Origin of the sequence: Pseudomonas sp. A014 (genome assembly GCF_052378495.1) — a bacterium.
Lineage (GTDB): Bacteria > Pseudomonadota > Gammaproteobacteria > Pseudomonadales > Pseudomonadaceae > Aquipseudomonas > Aquipseudomonas machongensis.
In genome coordinates this window covers 763,245-785,571 of sequence record NZ_CP199001.1, presented here as the reverse complement: position 1 = coordinate 785,571, position 22,327 = coordinate 763,245, and the positions used below count along the sequence as shown (strand labels likewise).

The window sequence follows — 22,327 nt, the reverse complement described above, 5'->3', positions numbered from 1 at the left end:
AATCGTGCAATTTGCAAGCCCGGCGAAAAACCTGCATGCAAGATGCAAGTCCAACAGGTTTTTCTGCGCGCATAAAAAAGGACCTCCGAGGAGGTCCTTTTTCAGTCATTGCCGATAAGGCTTAGACACCCGATGCCTTGGCAGCGGCGACGTCCTTGATCGACAGCTTGATACGGCCGCGGTTGTCCACGTCCAGTACCAGTACTTCGACTTCCTGGCCTTCTTTCAGCACGTCGGTGACCTTCTCTACACGCGCATCGCTGAGCATGGAGATGTGCACCAGACCGTCCTTGCCAGGCAGGATGTTGACGAAGGCGCCGAAGTCGACGATACGCTCGACCTTGCCGACGTAGATCTTGCCGATCTCGGCTTCTGCGGTGATACCCAGGATGCGCTGCTTGGCAGCATCTGCCGCTTCCTTGGTTTCGCCGAAGATCTTGATCGAGCCGTCGTCTTCGATGTCGATCGAAGCCTTGGTCTCTTCACAGATGGCGCGGATGGTGGCGCCGCCTTTACCGATGACGTCACGGATCTTGTCGGTGTCGATCTTCATCGCGATCATGGTCGGGGCGTTGGCCGACAGCTCGGTACGCGACTGACCGATGATCTGGTTCATCTGGCCGAGGATGTTCAGGCGAGCTTCCAGGGCCTGGCCCAGGGCGATCTCCATGATCTCTTCGGTGATGCCGTTGATCTTGATGTCCATCTGCAGCGCGGTGACGCCTTTGGCGGTACCGGCAACCTTGAAGTCCATGTCGCCCAGGTGGTCTTCGTCACCGAGGATGTCGGTCAGGATCGCGAACTTCTCGCCTTCCTTGACCAGGCCCATGGCGATACCGGCAACCGGCGCTTTCATCGGAACGCCAGCGTCCATCAGAGCCAGGGAAGCACCGCAGACCGAAGCCATGGAGCTCGAACCGTTGGATTCGGTGATTTCCGAAACGACGCGGATGGTGTACGGGAACACGTCAGCGGCAGGCAGCATGGCCTGAACCGAGCGACGAGCAAGACGGCCGTGACCGATCTCGCGACGGCCAGCACCGCCCATGCGACCACATTCGCCTACCGAGAACGGCGGGAAGTTGTAGTGCAGCATGAAGGGGTCTTTCTTCTCGCCTTCGAGAGTGTCCAGCAGCTGGGCGTCACGGGCGGTGCCGAGGGTGGCAACGACCAGGGCCTGGGTTTCACCACGGGTGAACAGTGCCGAACCGTGGGTCTTGGGCAGAACACCGACTTCGATGTTCAGCGGACGTACGGTCTTGGTGTCGCGACCGTCGATACGCGGCTTGCCGTTGACGATGTTTTCGCGAACGGTGCGGTACTCGATTTCGCCGAAGATGTCTTTGACTTCGCTCGCCGATGGCTGGCCTTCCTCACCGGAGAACTTGGCGACGGCCTGGTCGCGCAGCTCGCCCAGACGCGCGTAGCGGTCGGCCTTGACGGTGATGGTGTAGCCCTGGGATACGGCTTCACCGAACTCGGCGCGAATAGCGTCGAACAGTGCAGTGTTGGCAACGGCTGGTTTCCAGTCCCAGGTTGGCTTGCCGGCTTCGGCGGCCAGTTCCTTGACGGCCTTGATCACAGCCTGGAACTCGTCGTGGGCGAACAGCACGGCGCCCAGCATCTGGTCTTCGGTCAGCTCCTGGGCTTCCGATTCGACCATCAGTACGGCGTCGGAGGTACCGGCAACGACCATGTCCAGGCTCGAGGCAGCCAGTTGCTCGTAGGTCGGGTTAAGCAGGTAGCCGGTGCTTTCATGGAAGGCAACGCGGGCGGCGCCGATCGGGCCTTCGAACGGAATGCCGGAGATGGCCAGGGCAGCCGAGGTACCGATCATCGCAGCGATGTCCGGATCGGTCTTCTTGCTGGTGGAAACCACGGTGCAGACGACCTGCACTTCGTTCATGAAACCTTCAGGGAAGAGCGGGCGGATCGGACGGTCGATCAGACGCGAGGTCAGGGTTTCTTTCTCGGAAGGACGGCCTTCACGCTTGAAGAAACCGCCAGGGATCTTGCCAGCGGCGTAGGTCTTTTCCTGATAGTGCACGGACAGCGGGAAGAAGCCCTTGCCTGGATCGGCTTGCTTGGCACCGACCACGGTCACCAGCACGGTGACATCGTTGTCGACGGTGACCAGCACGGCGCCGGTGGCCTGACGGGCAATGCGGCCCGTTTCGAGAGTGACGGTCGATTGACCGAACTGGAACGTCTTGATTACCGGGTTCACGGTTTCCTACCTTTTCAGTGGCTCTTGGGGGAACTGGGAAAACTGGGATCTTGCGAATTCTTGGGCGGAAGGGAGTGTCGACTCCGTTGACCGTCCAGATACAACACGAGGCTGGGAGCCTGGGCGTCTTGCGAAAAATTCGCTCAACGGCATCAGGCTGCCAACCTCGGAGATACGCGTGGCGTGTCCAAGGGTAGCGCTGACAAGCAGCGCTCCCCAAGCATGCGACACGCCATGCACACCACTGGCCAGTCCGCTATTAGCGACGCAGGCCCAGGCGACCGATCAGGGCGCTGTAACGAGTGGTGTCTTTGCCCTTCAGGTAATCCAGCAGCTTACGACGCTGGTTGACCATACGGATGAGACCACGACGGGAGTGGTGGTCTTTTTCGTTGGCCTTGAAGTGGCCTTGCAGCTTGTTGATGTTGGCGGTCAGCAGAGCAACCTGCACTTCCGGGCTACCGGTATCGCCGGCGGCTTGCTGGTAATCGGCAACGATCTGAGCTTTTTCTTCGACGCTGAGGGCCATTTGGCTTCTCCTGATAAACGGATCCCGCAAGCGGGGTCCAATAGGCCAGGGACTTGAATCCCTGTATTAATAAAAAGAGGTATGACCGTGCCTACTGACAGCCATCCTCGGTTCCCCAGCGCACGACCGAAGCCCTGCCCTGTGGTTTCGGTCATTCCGACCGAATCAGCCGACGCGGCGCAATGCGCCCGTCTTCGCTCACTTCACCGATACCGATGAAGCGACCATTGTGATCCTGTACCCGGACCATGCCGAACTGCGGCGCGTCCGGTGCTCGCACTGCCTGACCGTGCAGCCAGTAGAACGCGCTGTGCTCGGACAACAGCACCAGCGGCCAGTCCTGCAGCCCGCTGTCGGACGGCATGAGGAAGCGATCGAGTGCTTCGTTGCCGCCTTCGGCATGGGCCTGCTCGAGCTCCTCGAGCGTCACGGTCTGTGCCAGGGCGAAAGGCCCGGCCTGGGTGCGACGCAATTCTGCGACATAGGCACCACAGCCCAGCACCTCACCGATATCCTCGACCAACGTGCGGATATAGGTGCCTTTGCTGCAGCCGACCGAGAGGCGCGCACGGGTGCCTTCGCACTCGAGCAACTCCAAGCGGTTAATAGTAACAGAACGCGCCTCGCGCTCCACTACCTCTCCTGCACGCGCCAGCTTGTAAAGCGGCTGGCCGTCACGCTTGAGCGCCGAGTACATCGGCGGCACCTGGCGGATTTCACCTCGAAAACGCGGGATCGCGGCTTCGATATCGGCGCGACCAACGGTCACCTCACGGGTCTGCAGCACCTCGCCTTCGGCGTCCGCGGTGCTGGTAGTCTGCCCCAGCTGCATGACGGTTTCGTAGCCCTTGTCGGAATCGAGCAAGTACTGCGAAAACTTGGTCGCCTCACCGAAGCACAGCGGCAAAACACCGGTGGCCAGTGGGTCGAGGCTGCCGGTATGGCCGGCCTTTTCTGCATTGAGCAGCCAGCGGACCTTCTGCAACGCTGCATTGGAGGTGAACCCCAAGGGCTTGTCGAGCAGGATGATACCGCTGACGTTACGACGGATACGTTTGACCTGGGCCACCGCTTACTCCTTGGTGTCCAGCTCGTCGGCATCCTTGTGCAGGCGATCTTCGGCCACCGCACGTTCGATCAGTGCCGAGAGGTGAACACCCCGGCTGACACTTTCATCGAAGTGGAAATGCAGTTGTGGAACGCTGCGCAGTTGCATCGCCCGCCCGAGGTGCAGACGCAGGAAACTGGCGGCACTGTTGAGCGCCTTCAGGGTCTGGGGGACGGCGTCGGCGTCATCCTGGCCCATCACGGTGATGAAGACCTTGGCGTGACCGAGATCACGACTGACGTCGACCGCGGTGATGGTCACCAGGCCCACACGTGGATCCTTGACTTCACGGCGGATCAGCTCGGCCAGCTCGCGCTGCATCTGGTCGCCGATGCGTTGGGTACGGCTATATTCTTTTGCCATTTTTGCTACCTGTATCTTAAAGCGGCAAACGCCCGGTCAGGCGGGTGTGCCTGACCGGGCGTTACCTTCAGAGGCCCAGCCAGCCGCCTTGCGACGGGGCCTGGGCCGCGCCCATCCCTTACAGGGTACGGGCAACCTGGACTTTCTCGAAGACTTCGATCTTGTCGCCGACCTTGACGTCGTTGTAGCTCTTGACGCCGATACCGCATTCCATGCCGTTACGCACTTCGGCGGCGTCGTCCTTGAAGCGACGCAGCGATTCCAGCTCGCCTTCGAAGATCACAACGTCCTCGCGCAGTACGCGGATCGGACGGTTGCGGTACACGGTACCTTCGATGACCATACAGCCAGCGATGGCGCCGAACTTCGGCGAACGGAACACATCACGCACTTCGGCGACACCCAGGATGTTCTCGCGAACATCGCTGCCGAGCATGCCGGTCAGTGCTTTCTTGACGTCTTCGATGATGTCGTAGATCACGTTGTAGTAACGCATATCCAGACCTTCCTGCTCGACGATCTTGCGCGCGCCGGCATCGGCACGCACGTTGAAGCCGAACAGTACTGCATTCGAAGCCAGCGCCAGGTTGGCATCGCTCTCGGTGATACCACCGACGCCGCCACCGATGACACGCACCTGAACTTCGTCGTTGCCCAGGCTGCCGAGCGAGCCCTGGAGTGCTTCCAGAGAGCCGCGCACGTCGGTCTTGAGGACGATGTTGAGGGTCTTCTTCTCTTCCTGACCCATGGTCTCGAAGATGTTTTCCAGTTTGCCGGCGTGAGCACGGGCCAGCTTGACCTCGCGGTACTTGCCTTGACGGAACAGGGCGACTTCACGTGCCTTCTTCTCGTCAGCGACCACGGACAGCTCGTCACCGGCTTCCGGGGTGCCATCCAGGCCGAGGATCTCGACCGGGATCGACGGGCCGGCTTCCTTCACAGGCTTGCCGTTCTCGTCGAGCATGGCACGTACGCGGCCATAGTTGGAGCCAACCAGAACCATGTCGCCCTGACGCAGCGTACCGTCCTGAACCAGGATGGTGGCTACCGGACCGCGGCCCTTGTCCAGACGCGACTCGACGACAACGCCACGACCAGGGGCGGTCGGGGTGGCGGTCAGTTCGAGAATCTCGGCCTGCAGCAGGACGGCCTCGAGGAGTTCGTCGACACCGGTACCCATCTTCGCCGAAACCTTGACGAACGGAGTGTCACCACCCCAGTCCTCGGAGGTCACGCCTTCGACGGCCAGTTCGTTGCGGATGCGATCGAGGTCGGCACCCGGCTTGTCGATCTTGTTCACCGCGACCACCAGCGGAACACCAGCAGCTTTCGCATGCTGAACGGCCTCACGGGTCTGTGGCATCACGCCGTCGTCCGCCGCCACCACCAGGATGACGATGTCGGTCGCCTTGGCACCGCGGGCACGCATTTGGGTAAACGCAGCGTGGCCCGGAGTATCGAGGAAGGTGACCATGCCGCGGTCGGTTTCCACGTGGTAGGCACCGATGTGCTGGGTGATACCACCGGCTTCGCCAGCGGCGACCTTGGCACGACGGATGTAGTCGAGCAGCGAGGTCTTGCCGTGGTCGACGTGGCCCATGACGGTCACGACCGGCGCGCGGGACTCGACTTCACCTTCGAACTTCAGCGATTCGGCCAGGGAGTCTTCCAGGGCGGTATCGCTGACCAGGGTGACCTTGTGGCCCAGCTCTTCGGCGACCAACTGAGCGGTCTCCTGGTCAAGCACCTGGTTGATGGTGACCGGAGTACCCAGCTTGAACATGAACTTGACGACTTCGGCAGCCTTGACCGACATCTGCTGAGCCAGCTCGGAGACGGTGATGGTCTCGCCGATGCTGACATCACGGATGACCGGACCAGTCGGGCTCTGGAAGCCGTGCTGGTTGCGCTTCTTCAGTTTGCTCTTGCCGCCACGGCCACGACGCGCGCCATCGCTCTCTTCGTCAGTGGTGCGCGGTGCAGCGCGCGGAGTCGGAGCTTTTTCCTTCTCCTTGACCTTGACCTTGATCGAAACGCGAGGGGCTTCGCCACGACGTTCGCCACCAGCGCCACGACGATCGTCGTCACGGGTGCGGTTTTCGTTGCGACGGTTCTCGTCCTTCTTGCGCTCGGCGGCACGTGCGGCGGCGTCATCGGACACCGGGGCATCAGCCACTACAGGCTCGGCAGCAGCCGGAGCCGGCTCGGCACGTGGCGCAGGCGCCACAACCGGAGCTTCGGCGGCCTGACGGCGAGCCTGCTCTTCGTTACGCTGGCGAGTCTCGGCCTCGACCTTCTCACGCGCAGCATTCTCAGCGGCACGGCGCTCTTCAGCCTCACGCTTCTGCTCGGCCTGGATCTCTTCCGGGCTGCGCTGCACGAATACTTTCTTCTTGCGTACTTCTACGCTGATGCTCTTGCTACCGGCGACACGCAGGGTGCTGGTGGTCTTGCGCTGCAAGGTAATCTTGCGTGGCTCTTCCGCCTTGCTCTTGTGGCTGCTCTTCAGATGAGTCAGCAGAACCTGCTTCTCATTGTCGGTCACTACCTGACCGGCGTCGGTGTGCGGCAGACCTGCCTCACGCATCTGCTGCAGCAGGCGCTCTACCGGTGCCTCGACCTCTTGGGCCAGTTCTTTCACCGTGACTTGCGTCATGCACTTCTCTCCTCAGGCCGCGCCTAATTACTCGAACCAGTGGGCTCGGGCGGCCATGATCAACTTGCCGGCACGCTCTTCGTCGATGCCGTCGATGTCGAGCAGGTCGTCGATCGACTGCTCGGCCAGGTCTTCGCGGTTAACCACGCCGCGCACCGCCAGTTCCGCCGCCAGATCCTTGTCCATGCCCTCGAGGGAGAGCAGGTCTTCGGCCGGATGGGCGTCTGCCAGTTTTTCTTCGGTAGCGATGGCTTTGGTCAACAAACGGTCCTTGGCACGAGCACGCAGCTCGTTGACGATTTCCTCGTCGAAGCCATCGATGTTGAGCATTTCTTCCAACGGTACGTAAGCAATTTCTTCGAGGCTGGTGAAGCCTTCGTCGACCAGCACCTGTGCCAGCTCTTCGTCGACTTCCAGTTCCTCGATGAAGTTACGCAGGATGTCACCTGTTTCAGCTTGCTGCTTGGCCTGGATATCCTTCTCGGTCATCACGTTCAGGGTCCAGCCAGTCAGCTGACTGGCCAGGCGAACGTTCTGACCGCCGCGGCCGATAGCCTGCGCCAGGTTGTCCTCGGCAACGGCGATGTCCATTGCGTGGGCATCCTCGTCAACGATGATCGCCGCGACTTCGGCCGGCGACATGGCGTTGATGACGAACTGCGCCGGGTTCTCGTCCCACAGGACGATATCCACACGCTCACCACCCAACTCACCGGAGACTGCCTGGACGCGCGAACCCCGCATGCCGATGCAGGCGCCTTGAGGATCGATACGCTTGTCCTTGGAACGCACGGCGATCTTGGCACGCGAACCCGGATCACGGGATGCTGCCATCACCTCGATCAGGCCCTCGGCGATTTCCGGCACTTCGATGCGGAACAGCTCGATCAGCATCTGCGGTGCGGTACGCGACAGGATCAACTGCGGGCCACGGTTCTCGGTGCGAATTTCCTTGAGCAGTGCACGCAGGCGCACACCGACGCGGAAAGTCTCACGCGGGATGATGTCTTCGCGAGCCAGCAGCGCCTCGGCATTATTGCCCAGGTCGACGATGACGTTGTCGCGAGTGACCTTCTTGACGGTGCCGGAGATGATCTCGCCGACACGCTCGCGGTAGGCGTCGACCACTTGGGCGCGCTCGGCCTCGCGAACCTTCTGCACGATGACCTGCTTCGCAGTCTGGGCGGCGATACGACCGAACTCGATGGACTCGATCTTCTCCTCGATCACGTCGCCAATCTTGGCGTCCGGATGAGAGTCCTTGATCTTGTCCAGCCAGGTTTCGATCGCCGGATCGTCCAGGTCGTTTTCGTCGACCACGGTCCAGCGACGGAAGGTCTCGTAGCTACCGGTGTGGCGGTTGATTTCCACACGCAGATCGACTTCGTCTTCAAAACGTTTTTTGGTTGCAGTAGCCAGGGCCACTTCCAGCGCTTCGAAAATGACGCCGGGTGGTACACCCTTTTCGTTGGATACCGATTCAACAACCAGCAGTACTTCTTTGCTCATCGTACGCCTCGCCTTGCGCAAGCCATTAGGCCCGGAATGTCCGCCGGGCCCGGCACGTCTCAGTCAAAACTGGGAATAATATTGGCCTTGTCGATCGAGTCGATCGGCAGCAGGAATTCGTTGGTATCCACCTGGATCACCACGTCCTGATCCTCCACACCGCGGAGAAGGCCCTGGAAGTTACGACGACCCTCGAAGGGCGTACGCAGCTTGATCTTCACTTGCTCGCCCGCATGCGAAGCAAACTGTTCCAGTGTGAACAGCGGGCGATCCATGCCTGGAGAGGACACCTCGAGGGTGTATTCACTGCTGATCGGATCTTCCACATCAAGAATGGCGCTGGCCTGACGGCTGACCGCTTCGCAGTCGTCCACCAGGATGCCGTCTTCCTTGTCGATATAGATGCGTAGTACCGAATGCTTACCCTGGGAAACGTATTCGATCCCCCAGCACTGATAGCCCAGACCCTCGACAACCGGGGCCAACAAGGCCTGCAACTGTTCTAGCTTGCTCGACACCTGAACCCCCTCGTGCATGCTGTGCAAATAAAAAATGGGCGAAGCGCCCATCCCTGAAAGCGCCGTTGAACAACGACGCGAAGAACTGTTCAGCTAGCAAAAAGCCCCTGAAAAGGGGCTCCGCTGAAGCTGGTTGCGGGGGCTGGATTTGAACCAACGACCTTCGGGTTATGAGCCCGACGAGCTACCAAGCTGCTCCACCCCGCGACAAAGCTGGGGCGAAAGTATAAGACCGAACCCTGTGCAGGGTCAATCCGACCTCCACCTGCAAGAAAGCCCGCTAAAGCGGGCTCTCATGCTTCAATTGGTACCGAGAAGGGGACTCGAACCCCTACACCCTATGGGCACAACCACCTCAAGGTTGCGTGTCTACCAATTCCACCACCTCGGCAATATTACATCTTGAAACCCGTTACTTCTGCTCTTCGGTAGGAGGAGGGACGTCACCTTTTGGGGCGGCTTCACTCTTCTGTTCCTGGAGCACCGGTACATCATCATTTACTGCCGGCTTTTGCTCTTTAACTTCCAGCACTGCTGGATCTGGCAAACCGGCTTGAGTCAGCTGGTGTGCCTGCTGCTTGGCGAAGTATCCTAACCCAAGTGCAGTCAAAAAGAAAGTGGCGGCAAGTATAGCAGTAAATTTACTCAGGAAGGTAGCAGAACCTTGGCTTCCGAACACAGTATTTGAAGCACCTGCGCCGAAAGATGCACCTGCTTCCGCACCTTTACCCTGTTGCATCAGAACCAGCGCTACCAGCGCCAGTGCAGCCAACAGATGAAAAACAACTACGACTGTTTCCAGCATATGTTCAGTTTCCTGCGGCGCGACAAATTGCACCGAATTCGTCTGCGTTCAGGGATGCTCCACCAATGAGCCCCCCATCAATATCCGGCATGCCGAACAGTTCGGCCGCATTGGCCGCCTTCACGCTACCGCCGTAGAGAAGTTGCACATTCGCTGCAACTTCGGCGTCCAGCGCCTTCAGCTGCGCACGGATGGCAGCGTGCACATCCTGGGCTTGCTGAGGCGAGGCCGTCAAACCAGTGCCAATGGCCCATACAGGCTCATAGGCAATTACTGCATTGGCAAAAGCCTTGATACCGAATGCATCGATAACACTGCTTAGTTGACGCCCGACAACTTCGAGCGTCTTGCCAGCCTCGCGTTCCTCGAGGGTTTCCCCTACGCAGAGCACCGGCTTCAAACCACTTGCCTGTGCGGCTGCAAACTTGCGATTCAGCACTTCGTCCGTTTCACCAATAATCTGGCGACGCTCCGAATGGCCAATCAACACCAACTTGCAACCGACTTCAGCCAACTGACTAGGTGCAACTTCACCTGTCAGCGCACCCTGTTCGGGCTGTACTGCAGAATTCTGTGCTCCAACGATGATTCCCTTGCCGCTCAACTCATCAATGACTTGATTGATGAACAGCGACGGCGGAAACACCGCAACTTCGACACCACCAGGAAGAACCAGATTACTCAGGCTCAGGCTCAGCTCAGCGACGCTGGCGCGGGTACCGTGCATCTTCCAGTTACCAGCTACCATGGGGCGACGCATGCTCTACCTCGTCGGTCAAAGTGGGCGCAGATCTTACCCAACCAGAATCGCGCTGGCAAGCGTCTTTCAGGCACAAACTTCTGCAACGACCTTGGCCAAGGCTTCGGCGTGGCCGCGCACCTGACTTTCGTCGTCCCCCTCGACCATCACCCGCAGCAGCGGCTCGGTCCCGGACTTGCGCAGCAGCACACGGCCACGGCCAGCCATCGCCTCGGTGACCTTGGCGCTGGCTTCCTGCACGGCAGGATTTTCCAGCGGATCGGCACTACCGGCGGCATAACGGACATTGATCAGTACCTGCGGGCATTTGCGAATCGCCTGACGTGCCTGGGCAAGGTTTTCGCCACGACGCTTGAGCGCCATCAACACCTGCAGTGCCGCAATGATCGCGTCGCCTGTGGTGGTGTGGTTGCAGCACACCACATGGCCGGAGTTCTCACCACCGAGCAGCCATTCGCGTTCAAGCAGCTCGGCCATGACATAGCGGTCACCGACCTTGGCGCGTGCGAATGGAATGTCGAGGTCCTTGAGCGCCAGCTCCAGGCCCAAGTTACTCATGAGCGTGCCAACTACCCCGCCCTGCAGCTTGCCTCGCTCCTGCAGGTCGCGGGCAACGATGAACAGCAACTCGTCACCGTCGACGATCGCTCCCGTATGATCGACCATCAGCACCCGGTCGCCATCGCCATCGAAGGCGATACCCAGGTCGGCATGCCCCACCAGCACGGCAGCCTGCAGCGACTCGATATGCGTGGAACCACAGCCCTCGTTGATGTTCAAGCCATCAGGCTGGGCATGCAGTACAGTGACATCCGCACCCAATTCGCGGAACACGCTCGGAGCGACCTTGTAGGTGGCACCATGGGCGCAATCGACGACCAGCTTGAGGCCAGCGAAATCAGTGCTGCTGGGCACGCTGCTCTTGCAGAACTCGATGTAGCGACCGGCAGCGTCGTTGATGCGAGAAACCTTGCCCAGTTTGCTCGACTCGACCACATTCATCGGCTGATCGAGCAGTTCCTCGATCATCAGCTCGACCTCGTCTGGCAGCTTGGTGCCGTTGCCCGAGAAGAACTTGATGCCGTTGTCATCATGCGGATTGTGCGAGGCACTGATGACGATACCCGCTTCAGCATGGAAGGTGCGAGTCAGGTAGGCGATGGCCGGAGTCGGCATCGGCCCGAGGAGCATCACGTCAGCGCCGGCAGCCGAGAGGCCAGCCTCCAGAGCCGACTCGAACATGTAGCCGGAGATACGGGTATCCTTGCCCACCAGAACGCGGCAATTGCCCTGCTTGCGGAAGGCCATGCCCGCCGCCCAGCCGAGCTTCAGCATGAAGTCGGGAGTAATTGGATATTCGCCAACGCGACCACGGATACCATCGGTACCAAAGTATTTTCTGCTCATAGAAACTCCAAACGTTCTTATTCGGCGCTCTGTACCGCAGCGATCATGCGCACCACATCGACGGTCTCGGCCACATCATGTACGCGCAGGATGCTCGTCCCCATGGTCATGGCCAATGCCGCAAGTGCGAGGCTGCCGTACAGCCGCTCGCCGACCGGACGATCCAGCGCCTGGCCGATCATGCTCTTGCGCGAGACGCCCACCAGCAGTGGCCGCCCCAGGCGATAGAGTGCTTCCATATGCTTGAACAGGCTCAGGTTGTGCGCCAGGTTCTTGGCGAACCCGAAGCCCGGATCAAGAATGATTCGTTCCGCGCCGATGCCGACTGCCGCGCAGGCAGCCATACGCCGCTCCAGATAGCTAGCCACCTCTTGGGTGACATCGTCATACCGCGGATTGTCCTGCATGTTACCCGGCTCACCGCGCATGTGCATCAGGCATACCGGCAGGCCGGTGTCGGCCGCAGCATCCAGCGCACCATCGCGTTCCAGGGCGCGCACATCGTTGATCAGCCCGGCGCCAAGCCGAGCCGTCTCGCGCATTACCGCGGGCGTAGAGGTATCGACCGAGATGATGACATCAAGGCGACTGCTGATAGCCTCGACGATCGGAGCGACCCGCTCCAGCTCCTCGACGGGCGACACTGCGCGAGCGCCGGGACGGGTGGATTCGCCACCTACATCGATAAGCGTGGCACCCGCCGCGACCATCGTCTCGGCATGGCGCAAGGCCTCGTCGCGGCGGCTGAAGCGACCGCCGTCGGAAAATGAATCAGGGGTGACGTTGAGAATACCCATGACATGGGTACGGGACAAATCAAGAACCCGGTTGCCGCAAGGCAACCGGGTCGGGTACTGCTGAGAGGTCATATGAACCCTTAGTGTTGAGCCGCCGGACCACCGATCGGCGACTCTGGACGATCGCCCTGGGACGCCTGGTTGCCGGAGGTACCGGCATCGTTGTCCCAGTCGCGCGGCTCGCGCGGCGTACGACCTGCCATGATGTCGTCGATCTGGTCGGCATCGATGGTTTCGTACTTCATCAGGGCCTCGGCCATCGCGTCAAGCTTGTCGCGGTTGTCGGTGAGGATCTGCTTGGCGGTGGCATAGCACTGATCGATGATGCTGCGCACCTCGGAATCGATCAACTTGGCGGTCTCCCCGGAGACGCTGGCGTGCTGGCTGCCAGCACTGCGGCCAAGGAACACCTCGCCCTCTTCTTCGGCGTACATCAACGGACCGAGCTTCTCGGACAGGCCCCACTTGGTGACCATGTTCCGGGCGATCTGGCTGGCACGCATGATGTCGTTGGACGCACCCGTGGTGACGCCATCGAAGCCCAGGGTCATCTCCTCGGCAATACGGCCGCCGTACAGCGAACAGATCTGGCTGATCAGCGCACGCTTGGAGAGGCTGTAGCGATCTTCCTCGGGCAGGAACATGGTCACACCGAGCGCACGACCGCGCGGAATGATCGAGACCTTGTACACCGGGTCATGCTCAGGCACCACACGACCAACGATGGCGTGACCGGCCTCGTGATAAGCCGTGTTCTGCTTCTCTTTCTCGGACATGACCATGGTCTTGCGCTCGGCGCCCATCATGATCTTGTCCTTGGCCAGCTCGAACTCCTTCATCTCGACCAGGCGCTTGCTGGAGCGAGCGGCGAACAGCGACGCCTCGTTGACCAGGTTGGCGAGATCGGCACCGGAGAAGCCGGGAGTACCACGGGCAATGACGGCGGCGTTGACGTTCTCGCCGACCGGCACCTTGCGCATGTGCACCTTGAGAATCTGCTCGCGACCACGGATATCCGGCAGGCCAACCACCACCTGGCGGTCGAAGCGACCAGGACGCAGCAGCGCCGGGTCGAGTACATCAGGTCGGTTGGTGGCCGCGATGACGATAATGCCATCGTTCATCTCGAAGCCATCCATCTCGACCAGCAACTGGTTCAGTGTCTGCTCGCGCTCGTCGTGACCGCCACCCATGCCGGCGCCACGGTGGCGACCGACAGCGTCGATCTCGTCGATGAAGATGATGCAAGGCGCGTGCTTCTTCGCCTGTTCGAACATGTCACGAACACGGCTGGCACCAACACCGACGAACATTTCGACGAAATCGGAACCGGAAATGGTGAAGAACGGCACTTTCGCCTCACCGGCGATGGCCTTGGCCAGCAAGGTCTTACCGGTACCGGGCGGGCCGACCATCAGCACGCCACGTGGGATACGACCGCCCAGGCGCTGGAATTTGCCTGGATCACGCAGGAACTCGACCAGCTCGCCAACTTCTTCCTTGGCTTCGTCGCAACCCGCGACATCGGCCAGGGTGGTTTTCACCTGGTCTTCGGAGAGCAGGCGCGCCTTGCTCTTGCCGAAGCTCATCGGCCCGCCCTTGCCGCCCGCACCGCCTTGCATCTGGCGCATGAAGAACATGAACACGGCGATGATCACGAGGATCGGGAAGCTGGCGACCAGCAGCTGGGTCCAGATGCTCTGCTGTTCAGGTTGCTTGCCTTCGATCACGACATGATTGTCGACCAGGTCGCCGATCAGGCCGTTGTCGGCAATGGCCGGACGAACGGTCTTGAAGTTGTCGCCATCGGTACGCTTGCCGGTGATGACGGCGCCGTCGACGGTCACACGCTCGACCTTACCGTCCTTGACCTGCTGGATGAAGTCGGAATAGTTGAGGGTCTGCGGCTCGTTAGGGCTGGAGAAGTTGTTCATCACCGTCACGAGGACAGCCGCGATGATCAACCACAGGATCAGATTCTTTGCCATGTCGTTCAATTAGCTACCCTCTGAGGTCGGCGCACGACGCAGCCGTGCCTCGCATGATATTCACCGCCCTAACTTACTACATTACCTGCGCATCCGCAGGCACCGTCTGTAACCCTTTGTGAAACCTAGACTACACGAAGTTCGGACGATCCTGAGGCCGCGGCCGATTGGAAATAACTATCGGCCAGCCCGCAACAGCCCGCTCACTCCCCCTTGTACCCCCTGGCCAGCAAGTACTGTTCACGGGACCGATCCCGAGAGGACGACGGCTTGCGCATCTGCACCTTGTCGAACTTGCTGCGCACGTCCTTGAGGTACACATCGAAGCCTTCTCCCTGGAAAATCTTGATCAGGAAGTCACCACCGGGCTTGAGCACACGGGTTGCCAGATCCAGGGCGAGTTCGCAAAGGAACATGGCTCGCGGCATGTCCACAGCGGGCGTACCACTCATATTGGGGGCCATATCGGAAATCACAAGGTCCACATGCGAATCGCCGACCGCCTGGAGAATCTGCTCGAGTACCGAATCCTGGGTGAAATCGCCCTGGATGAAGGTCACGTCAGGGATCGAGTCCATTTCCAGGATGTCGGAGGCAATCAGACGTCCTTGACCACCAATCAGACGACTGGTCACCTGCGACCAGCCGCCCGGTGCCGCTCCAAGGTCGATAACGCTCATGCCGGGGCGGATGAGGCGGTCCTTTTCCTGGATCTCCAGCAGTTTGTAGCTCGCACGCGAGCGGTAGCCGTCCTTCTGCGCCTGCTTGACGAAAGGATCGTTGAAATGCTCTCTCAGCCAGTTATGGCTGCTTTTGGAACGCTGCGCCACGGGGCACCTCGATGATTAGCGTCGTGATTGACTGGGCGGAGCCAGTGGCCCTCGGGTAAAATGGCCACCAATTTTACAGAATCAGACGAAAAGGGTCAGATTATGCCGCTCAATAACGAGCAGAAGAAACAGTACAAGTCTATTGGTCACGACCTGAAACCGGTCCTGATCGTTGCCGGTAACGGCCTGAATGAAGGTGTGATCGCCGAACTGGAGCGTGCGCTGGCCGATCACGAGCTGATCAAGGTCGAAATTCGCTCGGAAGATCGCGAAGAGCGCGCCGCCGCTATTGCCGAACTGTGCAAGGCAGGCCGTGCCGAGCTGGTACAGACCATTGGCAAGAAGGCACTGATCTATCGCAAGAACCCACAGCCGAACAAGCAGCTGTCCAACATCCACCGCTACAAGTAAAGGTGGCGCCGGTCAGTGGCGCGCCTTGCGCACCCTGACCGGGACCGGCTGGGCCACCAGCACGATGCCAGAAAAGCCCAGCACCAGGAAACAGAACATCTGCCAGCGCTCCCCTACGGAAATCCCGTAGCGCAGCGTGTAGTAGCCGACACAGGCACCAAAGCCGAGCAACAGCATCTGGCCGCGGAACTGCCGCCACCAGGCCGCCAGGCCATCCACCCTCGCCAGCACTGCCAACTGGGTCAACAGCCCGAGCAGCGCCACGCCGATCAACCAGCGATCGATCTGCCCGGCGATGTCCTGCACCAATAATGGCGCAAGGCCGCTGACCTTCAGCGCCGGCACCAGCCCCACATGAAACACCCACAGGCCACCGACCCAGAATACCTGGGCCAGTTGCCAGAGGATGCCCTCGAGGGACGGCGCGCGCTGGCGCCGATCAGATGTGCTTGACTTCGACAATCTCGTACTCGACGGTGCCGCTCGGCGTCTTGACCACGACCGTATCACCCTCTTCCTTGCCAATGATGGCACGGGCGATAGGCGCGCTCGCCGAGAGCTTGCCTTTCTTGATGTCCGCTTCATCCTCGCCAACGATCTGGTAGGTCACCTGATCGCCGGTCTCGGTATTCTCCAGGTCCACGGTGGTCCCGAAAATCACCTTGCCGGTATGGGCGATGGTGGTGACATCGATCACCACCGAGTTCTGCAGACGGCCTTCGATGTCGCGGATACGCGCCTCGACCATGCCCTGCTCCTCACGGGCGGCGTGGTACTCGGCATTTTCCTTGAGATCGCCGAGCTCACGAGCCTCGCCGATCGCCTGGCTCAGACGTGGACGTTCGGTCTTGCTCAGGAACAAAAGCTCTTCTTCCAGGGCGCGAGCGCCCTGGACGGTCATCGGGTACTTGGTAATGCTCATGCTTTGAGTCCTGCATGCAGATCCTGCAGGCGACGAACGGTCTTCTCGGGACCGAATTTCAGCGCCTCGCAGATGGCTTCACCTGCCGCAATGGTGGTCGTGCAGTAGATCTTGTGCTGCAGCGCATTGCGACGAATCGAGTAGGAATCGGCGATCGACTGGCGGCCTTCGGTGGTGTTGATGATCAGCGACACTTCGTCGTTCTTGATCATGTCGACCACGTGCGGACGACCTTCGGTCACCTTGTTCACACGGCGCACTTTCAGGCCAGCCGCTTCGATAACCTTGGCGGTGCCGGCAGTAGCAACCACTTCGAAGCCCAGGGCGATCAGGTCGCGGGCAACGCCAGCCACTTGTGGCTTGTCGTCGTCACGCACGCTGATGAACGCGGTACCGCCGGTCGGCAGGACTTCGCTGGCACCCATCTGGGCCTTGGCGAAGGCTTCACCGAAGCTGTCACCGACACCCATGACTTCACCGGTCGATTTCATCTCAGGGCCGAGGATAGGGTCAACCCCTGGGAACTTGGCGAACGGGAAGACGGCTTCCTTGACGCTGTAGAAGTTCGGGATGATTTCCTGGGTGAAGCCCAGCTCCTTGAGGGTTTTACCAGCCATGACGCGGGCCGCGATCATCGCCAGCGAGGTGCCGATGCACTTGGACACGAACGGTACGGTACGCGAAGCGCGCGGGTTGACTTCGATCACGTAGATCTTGTCGCCCTGCAGGGCCAGCTGCACGTTCATCAGGCCGACAACGCCGAGTTCCAGGGCCATTTTCTTGACCTGAACGCGGACTTCGTCCTGCACTTGCTGGCTCAGCGAGTAAGGTGGCAGCGAGCACGCCGAGTCACCGGAGTGAACGCCAGCCTGTTCGATGTGCTGCATGATCGCGCCGATCACCACGTCGGTGCCGTCGCAGACAGCGTCCACGTCCATCTCGATGGCGCAGTTGAGGAAGTGGTCGAGCAGGACCGGGCTGTCGTTGGACACCTGAACCGCTTCGCGCAGGTAGCGCTTGAGCTCGTCCAGCTCGTAGACGATCTCCATGGCGCGTCCGCCCAGGACGTACGACGGGCGCACGACCAGCGGGTAGCCGATGCCACCAGCAGCGTTGATGGCTTCTTCTTCGCTGCGCACGGTGGCGTTTGGCGGCTGCAGCAGGTTCAGGCGCTGCACCATCTGCTGGAAGCGCTCGCGGTCTTCGGCGCGGTCGATGGCGTCCGGGCTGGTACCGATGATCGGCACACCGGCTTCTTCCAGGGCACGGGCCAGTTTCAGCGGGGTCTGGCCGCCGTAATGGACGATCACGCCCTTCGGCTTCTCGACGCGGCAGACTTCCAGCACGTCTTCCAGGGTCAGCGGCTCGAAGTACAGGCGATCGGAGGTGTCGTAGTCGGTGGAGACGGTTTCCGGGTTGCAGTTGACCATGATGGTCTCGTAACCGTCTTCACGCAGGGCAAGGGCTGCGTGTACGCAGCAGTAGTCGAACTCGATACCTTGACCGATACGGTTCGGGCCACCGCCCAGGATCATGATCTTGTCGCGGGTCGACGGATTGGCCTCGCACTCTTCCTCGTAGGTGGAGTACAGGTAGGCGGTGTCGGTGGCGAACTCGGCCGCGCAGGTGTCGACGCGCTTGTAGACTGGGAACACTTCCAGCTTGTGGCGGTGACGACGCAGGTTCTTGTCAGTGATGCCGAGCAGCTTGGCCAGGCGCTGATCCGAGAAGCCCTTGCGCTTGAGGCGCAGCATGTAGTCCTTGTCGATGGCCGACAGGGCCAGGGTCTTGACCTTCTCTTCTTCCTTGATCAGATCTTCCATCTGCACCAGGAACCACAGGTCGATACCGGTCAGCTCGAAGATTGCTTCGATAGTCATGCCCGAGCGGATGGCGTCAGCCACGTACCAGATACGCTCGGCGCCCGGTACGGTCAGTTCGCGCTTGAGGATGCTGGAGGCATCGGCGCTGGCCAGGTCGACTTTCGGGTCCAGGCCGCAGGCGCCAACTTCCAGGCCGCGCAGGGCTTTCTGCAGGGACTCCTGGAAGGTACGACCAATGGCCATGACTTCACCGACCGACTTCATCTGGGTGGTCAGGCGGGCGTCGGCTTTCGGGAATTTCTCGAAGGCGAAGCGTGGCAGTTTGGTAACGACGTAGTCGATGGACGGCTCGAAGGACGCCGGGGTACGACCACCGGTGATGTCATTCTGCAGTTCGTCAAGGGTGTAGCCGATGGCCAGCTTGGCGGCGATCTTGGCGATCGGGAAGCCAGTCGCTTTCGAAGCCAGGGCGGACGAGCGCGAAACCCGCGGGTTCATCTCGATCACGACCATGCGGCCGGTGTTCGGGCAGATACCGAACTGCACGTTGGAACCGCCGGTTTCGACGCCGATCTCACGCAGCACCGCCAGCGAGGCGTTGCGCATGATCTGGTATTCCTTGTCGGTCAGGGTCTGTGCGGGAGCAACGGTGATGGAGTCACCGGTGTGCACGCCCATCGGGTCGAAGTTCTCGATGGAGCAGACGATGATGCAGTTGTCCTTCTTGTCGCGGACCACCTCCATCTCGTATTCCTTCCAGCCGATCAGCGATTCGTCGATCAGCAGTTCCTTGGTCGGCGACAGGTCCAGGCCACGGGTGCAGATTTCTTCGAATTCTTCACGGTTGTAGGCGATGCCGCCACCGGTGCCACCCATGGTGAACGAAGGACGGATGATGCACGGGAAGCCCAGTTTCTCGAGAACCGCGTAGGCCTCTTCCATGCTGTGGGCGATACCGGAGCGCGGGCACTCCAGGCCGATGTCCTTCATCGCCTTGTCGAAGCGCGAACGGTCTTCGGCCTTGTCGATGGTGTCGGCGTTGGCACCGATCATCTCTACACCGAACTTTTCCAGAACGCCGTGGCGCTCCAGGTCCAGGGCACAGTTCAGTGCGGTCTGGCCGCCCATGGTTGGCAGCACCGCGTCAGGGCGCTCCTTTTCGATGATCTTGGCCACCGATTGCCACTTGATCGGCTCGATGTAGGTGGCGTCGGCCATGGCCGGGTCGGTCATGATGGTGGCCGGGTTGGAGTTCACCAGGATGACGCGGAAACCTTCCTCGCGCAGGGCTTTACAGGCCTGGGCGCCGGAATAGTCGAATTCGCAGGCCTGGCCGATCACGATCGGGCCAGCGCCGAGAATCAGGATGCTTTTGATGTCTGTACGTTTTGGCATGGTTGTCACTCAAATCCGCGGGTCAGTCGGCAAGCCGTCTTGAACAATCTGGGTCAGGCGCTTCCGGACGCGGCGCGTGCCGGTCCGGGGCCTTGATGCAGGATGCTCAGCGGCGCTTGGCCATGGCATCGATGAAACGATCGAACAGTGGCGCGACATCGGTCGGGCCTGGGCTCGCTTCAGGGTGGCCCTGGAAGCTGAACGCGCTCTTGTCGGTACGCTCGATACCCTGCAGGGTGCCGTCGAACAGCGACTTGTGGATGGCGCGCACATTGCCCGGCAGGGTGGCTTCGTCGACGGCGAAACCGTGGTTCTGGCTGGTGATCATGACCACACCGGTATCCAGGTCCTGGACCGGGTGGTTGGCACCGTGATGCCCGTGCCCCATCTTGACGGTCTTGGCACCGGAGGCCAGGGCCAGCAACTGGTGGCCGAGGCAGATGCCGAACACCGGAGTCTCGGTCTCGAGAATCTCTTTGATCGCCTGGATCGCGTAGTCGCACGGCTCGGGATCGCCAGGGCCGTTGGACAGGAACACGCCGTCAGGGTTGAGGGCCAGCACTTCGCTTGCCGGCGTCTGGGCAGGTACCACGGTCACGCGGCAGCCGCGAGCAACCAGCATGCGCAGGATGTTCAGCTTGACGCCGTAGTCGTAGGCGACGACATGATACGGCAGCTCGGACGCTTCGAGGGTCGGGTGGCTGTCGGTCTTCAGCTCCCAGACGCTGGAACGCCACTCGTAGCGCTCCTTGGTGCTGACCACTTTGGCCAGGTCCATGCCCTTGAGGCCAGGGAAGGCACGTGCAGCCGCGATGGCGGCCTCTTCGCTGATATCGTCACCGGCCAGAATGCAGCCGTTCTGTGCGCCTTTCTCACGCAGGATGCGGGTCAGGCGACGGGTATCGATACCGGCGATGGCCACGACATTGTTGGCCTTGAGGTAGTCCGGCAGGGACTGGGTGTTACGCCAGTTGCTGGCCAGCAGCGGCAGGTCGCGAATCACCAGGCCCGCGGACCAGACGCGATCGGACTCGGCGTCTTCGGCGGTGGTGCCGGTATTGCCGATGTGCGGGTAAGTCAGGGTAACGATTTGCTGGGCGTAGGAAGGGTCTGTAAGGATTTCCTGGTAGCCGGTCATAGCGGTGTTGAACACCACCTCACCAACGGTTTGCCCGTCGGCCCCAATGGCCTCACCGCGAAAAATGCTGCCATCAGCAAGGGCGAGTATGGCTGGCTTTGTCAAGAAGACCTCCCGTAAATGACGCATGAAGGGGCGATCGCAGGTTGCAAAAAAGCGGAGTGCCGTATGGATACGTCACCCCGCTTTTATGTGCTGAATTCAATTCTCTGCGCGCTTTTAGTGGATACACTAAAGCTGTAGTTTACAGAAAAGTGAGGTTTCGGTCTACCGCATATGTGCCTCTAAAACACATGATTGCGACAGAGCGACGTCGGCAGTGACGGCTCAATGCAGCTCGAGCACATCCTGCATGTCGTACAGCCCAGGTTCGCGCCCATCGAGCCACAGCGACGCGCGCACGGCCCCCTTGGCAAAGGTCATGCGGCTCGAGGCCTTGTGGGTGATCTCGACACGCTCACCCTCTGCCGCGAACAGCACGGTGTGATCGCCGACCACATCCCCGGCACGCACGGTGGCAAAACCGATAGTCTCGCGCTTGCGCGCACCGGTCTGGCCTTCACGACCATAGACAGCCACTTCCTGCAGATCGCGCCCCAACGCCTGGGCAACCACCTCTCCCATGCGCAGCGCAGTACCCGAAGGCGCGTCGACCTTGTGCCGGTGGTGAGCCTCGATGATCTCGATGTCCACCTCGTCACCCAGTACCCGCGCAGCAGTATCGAGCAACTTCAGGCACAGATTGACGCCAATGCTGAAGTTGGCAGCGAAGACGATCGGAATCTCCTTGCCCGCCTCCGCCAGCAGGGCCTTTTCGTCCTGCGAAAAACCGGTGGTACCGATGACCATGGCCTTGCCTGCCTTGCGGCAGAACGCCAGGTTCTTCAGGGTCACCGAAGGGTGAGTGAAATCGATGAGCACATCGAACTCGTCGGCGACCTTGGTCAGGTCATCGGAAATCGGTACGCCGATACGGCCCAACGCCGCGAGCTCGCCGGCGTCAGCCCCCACCAGGGTGCTGTCCGGGCGATCGATCGCTGCCGTCAGGCCCGCCTGAGGAGCCTGCTGCTGCACGGCTTCGATGAGGATCTTCCCCATCCGCCCTGCCGCACCCATCACTGCAATACGTCGCATAGCCTGT

At 60.7% G+C, this 22,327-nt stretch carries 19 protein-coding genes and 2 tRNA genes; 1 reads left to right on the top strand and 20 read right to left on the bottom strand.

Features of this window, described 5'->3' with window-relative positions:
• Nucleotides 1–121: 121 nt before the first annotated feature.
• From pnp to rlmE, 15 genes are all read right to left on the bottom strand, one after another.
• Nucleotides 122–2,227 carry a polyribonucleotide nucleotidyltransferase gene (pnp, locus tag ACTYOL_RS03735; RefSeq protein ID WP_065861582.1) on the bottom strand — a complete coding sequence of 702 codons (2,106 nt, stop codon included), beginning with the start codon at nucleotides 2,225–2,227 and terminating at the stop codon, nucleotides 122–124.
• Nucleotides 2,228–2,486: 259 nt separating this feature from the next.
• Nucleotides 2,487–2,756 carry a 30S ribosomal protein S15 gene (gene rpsO / locus ACTYOL_RS03730; protein ID WP_029613930.1) on the bottom strand — a complete coding sequence of 90 codons (270 nt, stop codon included), beginning with the start codon at nucleotides 2,754–2,756 and terminating at the stop codon, nucleotides 2,487–2,489.
• Between the two features lie 151 nt (nucleotides 2,757–2,907).
• Nucleotides 2,908–3,825, bottom strand: a complete 918-nt coding sequence (gene truB / locus ACTYOL_RS03725) for a tRNA pseudouridine(55) synthase TruB (protein WP_065861581.1) — start codon at nucleotides 3,823–3,825, stop codon at nucleotides 2,908–2,910.
• 3 nt (nucleotides 3,826–3,828) lie between these two features.
• On the bottom strand, nucleotides 3,829–4,227 hold the full coding sequence (rbfA, locus tag ACTYOL_RS03720; protein WP_054892610.1) for a 30S ribosome-binding factor RbfA: 399 nt from the start codon (nucleotides 4,225–4,227) through the stop codon (nucleotides 3,829–3,831).
• A gap of 118 nt (nucleotides 4,228–4,345) precedes the next feature.
• Nucleotides 4,346–6,883, bottom strand: a complete 2,538-nt coding sequence (gene infB, locus ACTYOL_RS03715) for a translation initiation factor IF-2 (protein WP_153774504.1) — start codon at nucleotides 6,881–6,883, stop codon at nucleotides 4,346–4,348.
• 27 nt (nucleotides 6,884–6,910) lie between these two features.
• Nucleotides 6,911–8,392: a transcription termination factor NusA gene (gene nusA, locus ACTYOL_RS03710; protein ID WP_054892612.1), complete on the bottom strand. Its 1,482-nt coding sequence runs from the start codon at nucleotides 8,390–8,392 to the stop codon at nucleotides 6,911–6,913.
• A 59-nt stretch (nucleotides 8,393–8,451) separates the two neighbouring features.
• Nucleotides 8,452–8,910: a ribosome maturation factor RimP gene (gene rimP, locus ACTYOL_RS03705; protein WP_054892673.1), complete on the bottom strand. Its 459-nt coding sequence runs from the start codon at nucleotides 8,908–8,910 to the stop codon at nucleotides 8,452–8,454.
• Nucleotides 8,911–9,040: 130 nt separating this feature from the next.
• Nucleotides 9,041–9,117 (bottom strand) — tRNA-Met (locus ACTYOL_RS03700).
• 98 nt (nucleotides 9,118–9,215) lie between these two features.
• Nucleotides 9,216–9,301, bottom strand: a tRNA-Leu gene (locus ACTYOL_RS03695).
• A gap of 21 nt (nucleotides 9,302–9,322) precedes the next feature.
• A complete protein-coding gene (secG, locus tag ACTYOL_RS03690) occupies nucleotides 9,323–9,715 on the bottom strand; it encodes a preprotein translocase subunit SecG (protein WP_054892613.1) in 393 nt (130 codons plus the stop codon).
• A 4-nt stretch (nucleotides 9,716–9,719) separates the two neighbouring features.
• Complete coding sequence (gene tpiA, locus ACTYOL_RS03685) at nucleotides 9,720–10,475, bottom strand: triose-phosphate isomerase (protein ID WP_153774503.1); 756 nt, start codon at nucleotides 10,473–10,475, stop codon at nucleotides 9,720–9,722.
• 66 nt (nucleotides 10,476–10,541) lie between these two features.
• The gene (gene glmM / locus ACTYOL_RS03680) at nucleotides 10,542–11,882 is read right to left on the bottom strand and encodes a phosphoglucosamine mutase (RefSeq protein ID WP_444757554.1); all 1,341 of its coding nucleotides are present in this window, start codon (nucleotides 11,880–11,882) and stop codon (nucleotides 10,542–10,544) included.
• A 17-nt stretch (nucleotides 11,883–11,899) separates the two neighbouring features.
• Nucleotides 11,900–12,751 (bottom strand): dihydropteroate synthase, encoded by an 852-nt coding sequence (gene folP, locus ACTYOL_RS03675; RefSeq protein ID WP_153774502.1) that lies wholly within the window; start codon nucleotides 12,749–12,751, stop codon nucleotides 11,900–11,902.
• 8 nt (nucleotides 12,752–12,759) lie between these two features.
• The gene (gene ftsH / locus ACTYOL_RS03670; RefSeq protein ID WP_054892617.1) at nucleotides 12,760–14,667 is read right to left on the bottom strand and encodes an ATP-dependent zinc metalloprotease FtsH; all 1,908 of its coding nucleotides are present in this window, start codon (nucleotides 14,665–14,667) and stop codon (nucleotides 12,760–12,762) included.
• A gap of 203 nt (nucleotides 14,668–14,870) precedes the next feature.
• A complete protein-coding gene (rlmE, locus tag ACTYOL_RS03665) occupies nucleotides 14,871–15,497 on the bottom strand; it encodes a 23S rRNA (uridine(2552)-2'-O)-methyltransferase RlmE (protein WP_054892618.1) in 627 nt (208 codons plus the stop codon).
• 102 nt (nucleotides 15,498–15,599) lie between these two features.
• Between rlmE and yhbY the strand changes: the two genes are divergently transcribed.
• Nucleotides 15,600–15,908, top strand: a complete 309-nt coding sequence (gene yhbY, locus ACTYOL_RS03660; protein ID WP_054892619.1) for a ribosome assembly RNA-binding protein YhbY — start codon at nucleotides 15,600–15,602, stop codon at nucleotides 15,906–15,908.
• 12 nt (nucleotides 15,909–15,920) lie between these two features.
• Here the strand turns inward: yhbY and ACTYOL_RS03655 are convergent, their stop codons facing one another.
• The 5 genes from ACTYOL_RS03655 to dapB form a co-directional block, all read right to left on the bottom strand.
• Nucleotides 15,921–16,370 (bottom strand): MFS transporter, encoded by a 450-nt coding sequence (locus tag ACTYOL_RS03655; RefSeq protein WP_081255198.1) that lies wholly within the window; start codon nucleotides 16,368–16,370, stop codon nucleotides 15,921–15,923.
• Nucleotides 16,348–16,830 (bottom strand): transcription elongation factor GreA, encoded by a 483-nt coding sequence (greA, locus tag ACTYOL_RS03650; protein ID WP_162714345.1) that lies wholly within the window; start codon nucleotides 16,828–16,830, stop codon nucleotides 16,348–16,350. Before greA ends, ACTYOL_RS03655 begins: the two co-directional genes overlap by 23 nt.
• Nucleotides 16,827–20,048 (bottom strand): carbamoyl-phosphate synthase large subunit, encoded by a 3,222-nt coding sequence (gene carB / locus ACTYOL_RS03645; RefSeq protein ID WP_063542724.1) that lies wholly within the window; start codon nucleotides 20,046–20,048, stop codon nucleotides 16,827–16,829. The genes greA and carB overlap by 4 nt, the downstream gene beginning before the upstream one ends.
• Nucleotides 20,049–20,154: 106 nt before the next feature.
• Nucleotides 20,155–21,291 (bottom strand): glutamine-hydrolyzing carbamoyl-phosphate synthase small subunit, encoded by a 1,137-nt coding sequence (gene carA, locus ACTYOL_RS03640; protein WP_054892621.1) that lies wholly within the window; start codon nucleotides 21,289–21,291, stop codon nucleotides 20,155–20,157.
• Nucleotides 21,292–21,513: 222 nt separating this feature from the next.
• Nucleotides 21,514–22,320 carry a 4-hydroxy-tetrahydrodipicolinate reductase gene (gene dapB, locus ACTYOL_RS03635; RefSeq protein WP_063542722.1) on the bottom strand — a complete coding sequence of 269 codons (807 nt, stop codon included), beginning with the start codon at nucleotides 22,318–22,320 and terminating at the stop codon, nucleotides 21,514–21,516.
• Nucleotides 22,321–22,327: the final 7 nt, after the last annotated feature.

Bases quoted from the DNA above. Each gene is read 5' to 3' on its own strand.
- rpsO (WP_029613930.1), bottom strand. From the start codon at position 2,756: ATGGCCCTCAGCGTCGAAGAAAAAGCTCAGATCGTTGCCGATTACCAG.
- rbfA (WP_054892610.1), bottom strand. From the start codon at position 4,227: ATGGCAAAAGAATATAGCCGTACCCAACGCATCGGCGACCAGATGCAG.
- infB (WP_153774504.1), bottom strand. From the start codon at position 6,883: ATGACGCAAGTCACGGTGAAAGAACTGGCCCAAGAGGTCGAGGCACCG.
- nusA (WP_054892612.1), bottom strand. From the start codon at position 8,392: ATGAGCAAAGAAGTACTGCTGGTTGTTGAATCGGTATCCAACGAAAAG.
- secG (WP_054892613.1), bottom strand. From the start codon at position 9,715: ATGCTGGAAACAGTCGTAGTTGTTTTTCATCTGTTGGCTGCACTGGCG.
- tpiA (WP_153774503.1), bottom strand. From the start codon at position 10,475: ATGCGTCGCCCCATGGTAGCTGGTAACTGGAAGATGCACGGTACCCGC.
- glmM (WP_444757554.1), bottom strand. From the start codon at position 11,882: ATGAGCAGAAAATACTTTGGTACCGATGGTATCCGTGGTCGCGTTGGC.
- folP (WP_153774502.1), bottom strand. From the start codon at position 12,751: ATGACCTCTCAGCAGTACCCGACCCGGTTGCCTTGCGGCAACCGGGTT.
- ftsH (WP_054892617.1), bottom strand. From the start codon at position 14,667: ATGGCAAAGAATCTGATCCTGTGGTTGATCATCGCGGCTGTCCTCGTG.
- yhbY (WP_054892619.1), top strand. From the start codon at position 15,600: ATGCCGCTCAATAACGAGCAGAAGAAACAGTACAAGTCTATTGGTCAC.
- greA (WP_162714345.1), bottom strand. From the start codon at position 16,830: ATGAGCATTACCAAGTACCCGATGACCGTCCAGGGCGCTCGCGCCCTG.
- carB (WP_063542724.1), bottom strand. From the start codon at position 20,048: ATGCCAAAACGTACAGACATCAAAAGCATCCTGATTCTCGGCGCTGGC.
- dapB (WP_063542722.1), bottom strand. From the start codon at position 22,320: ATGCGACGTATTGCAGTGATGGGTGCGGCAGGGCGGATGGGGAAGATC.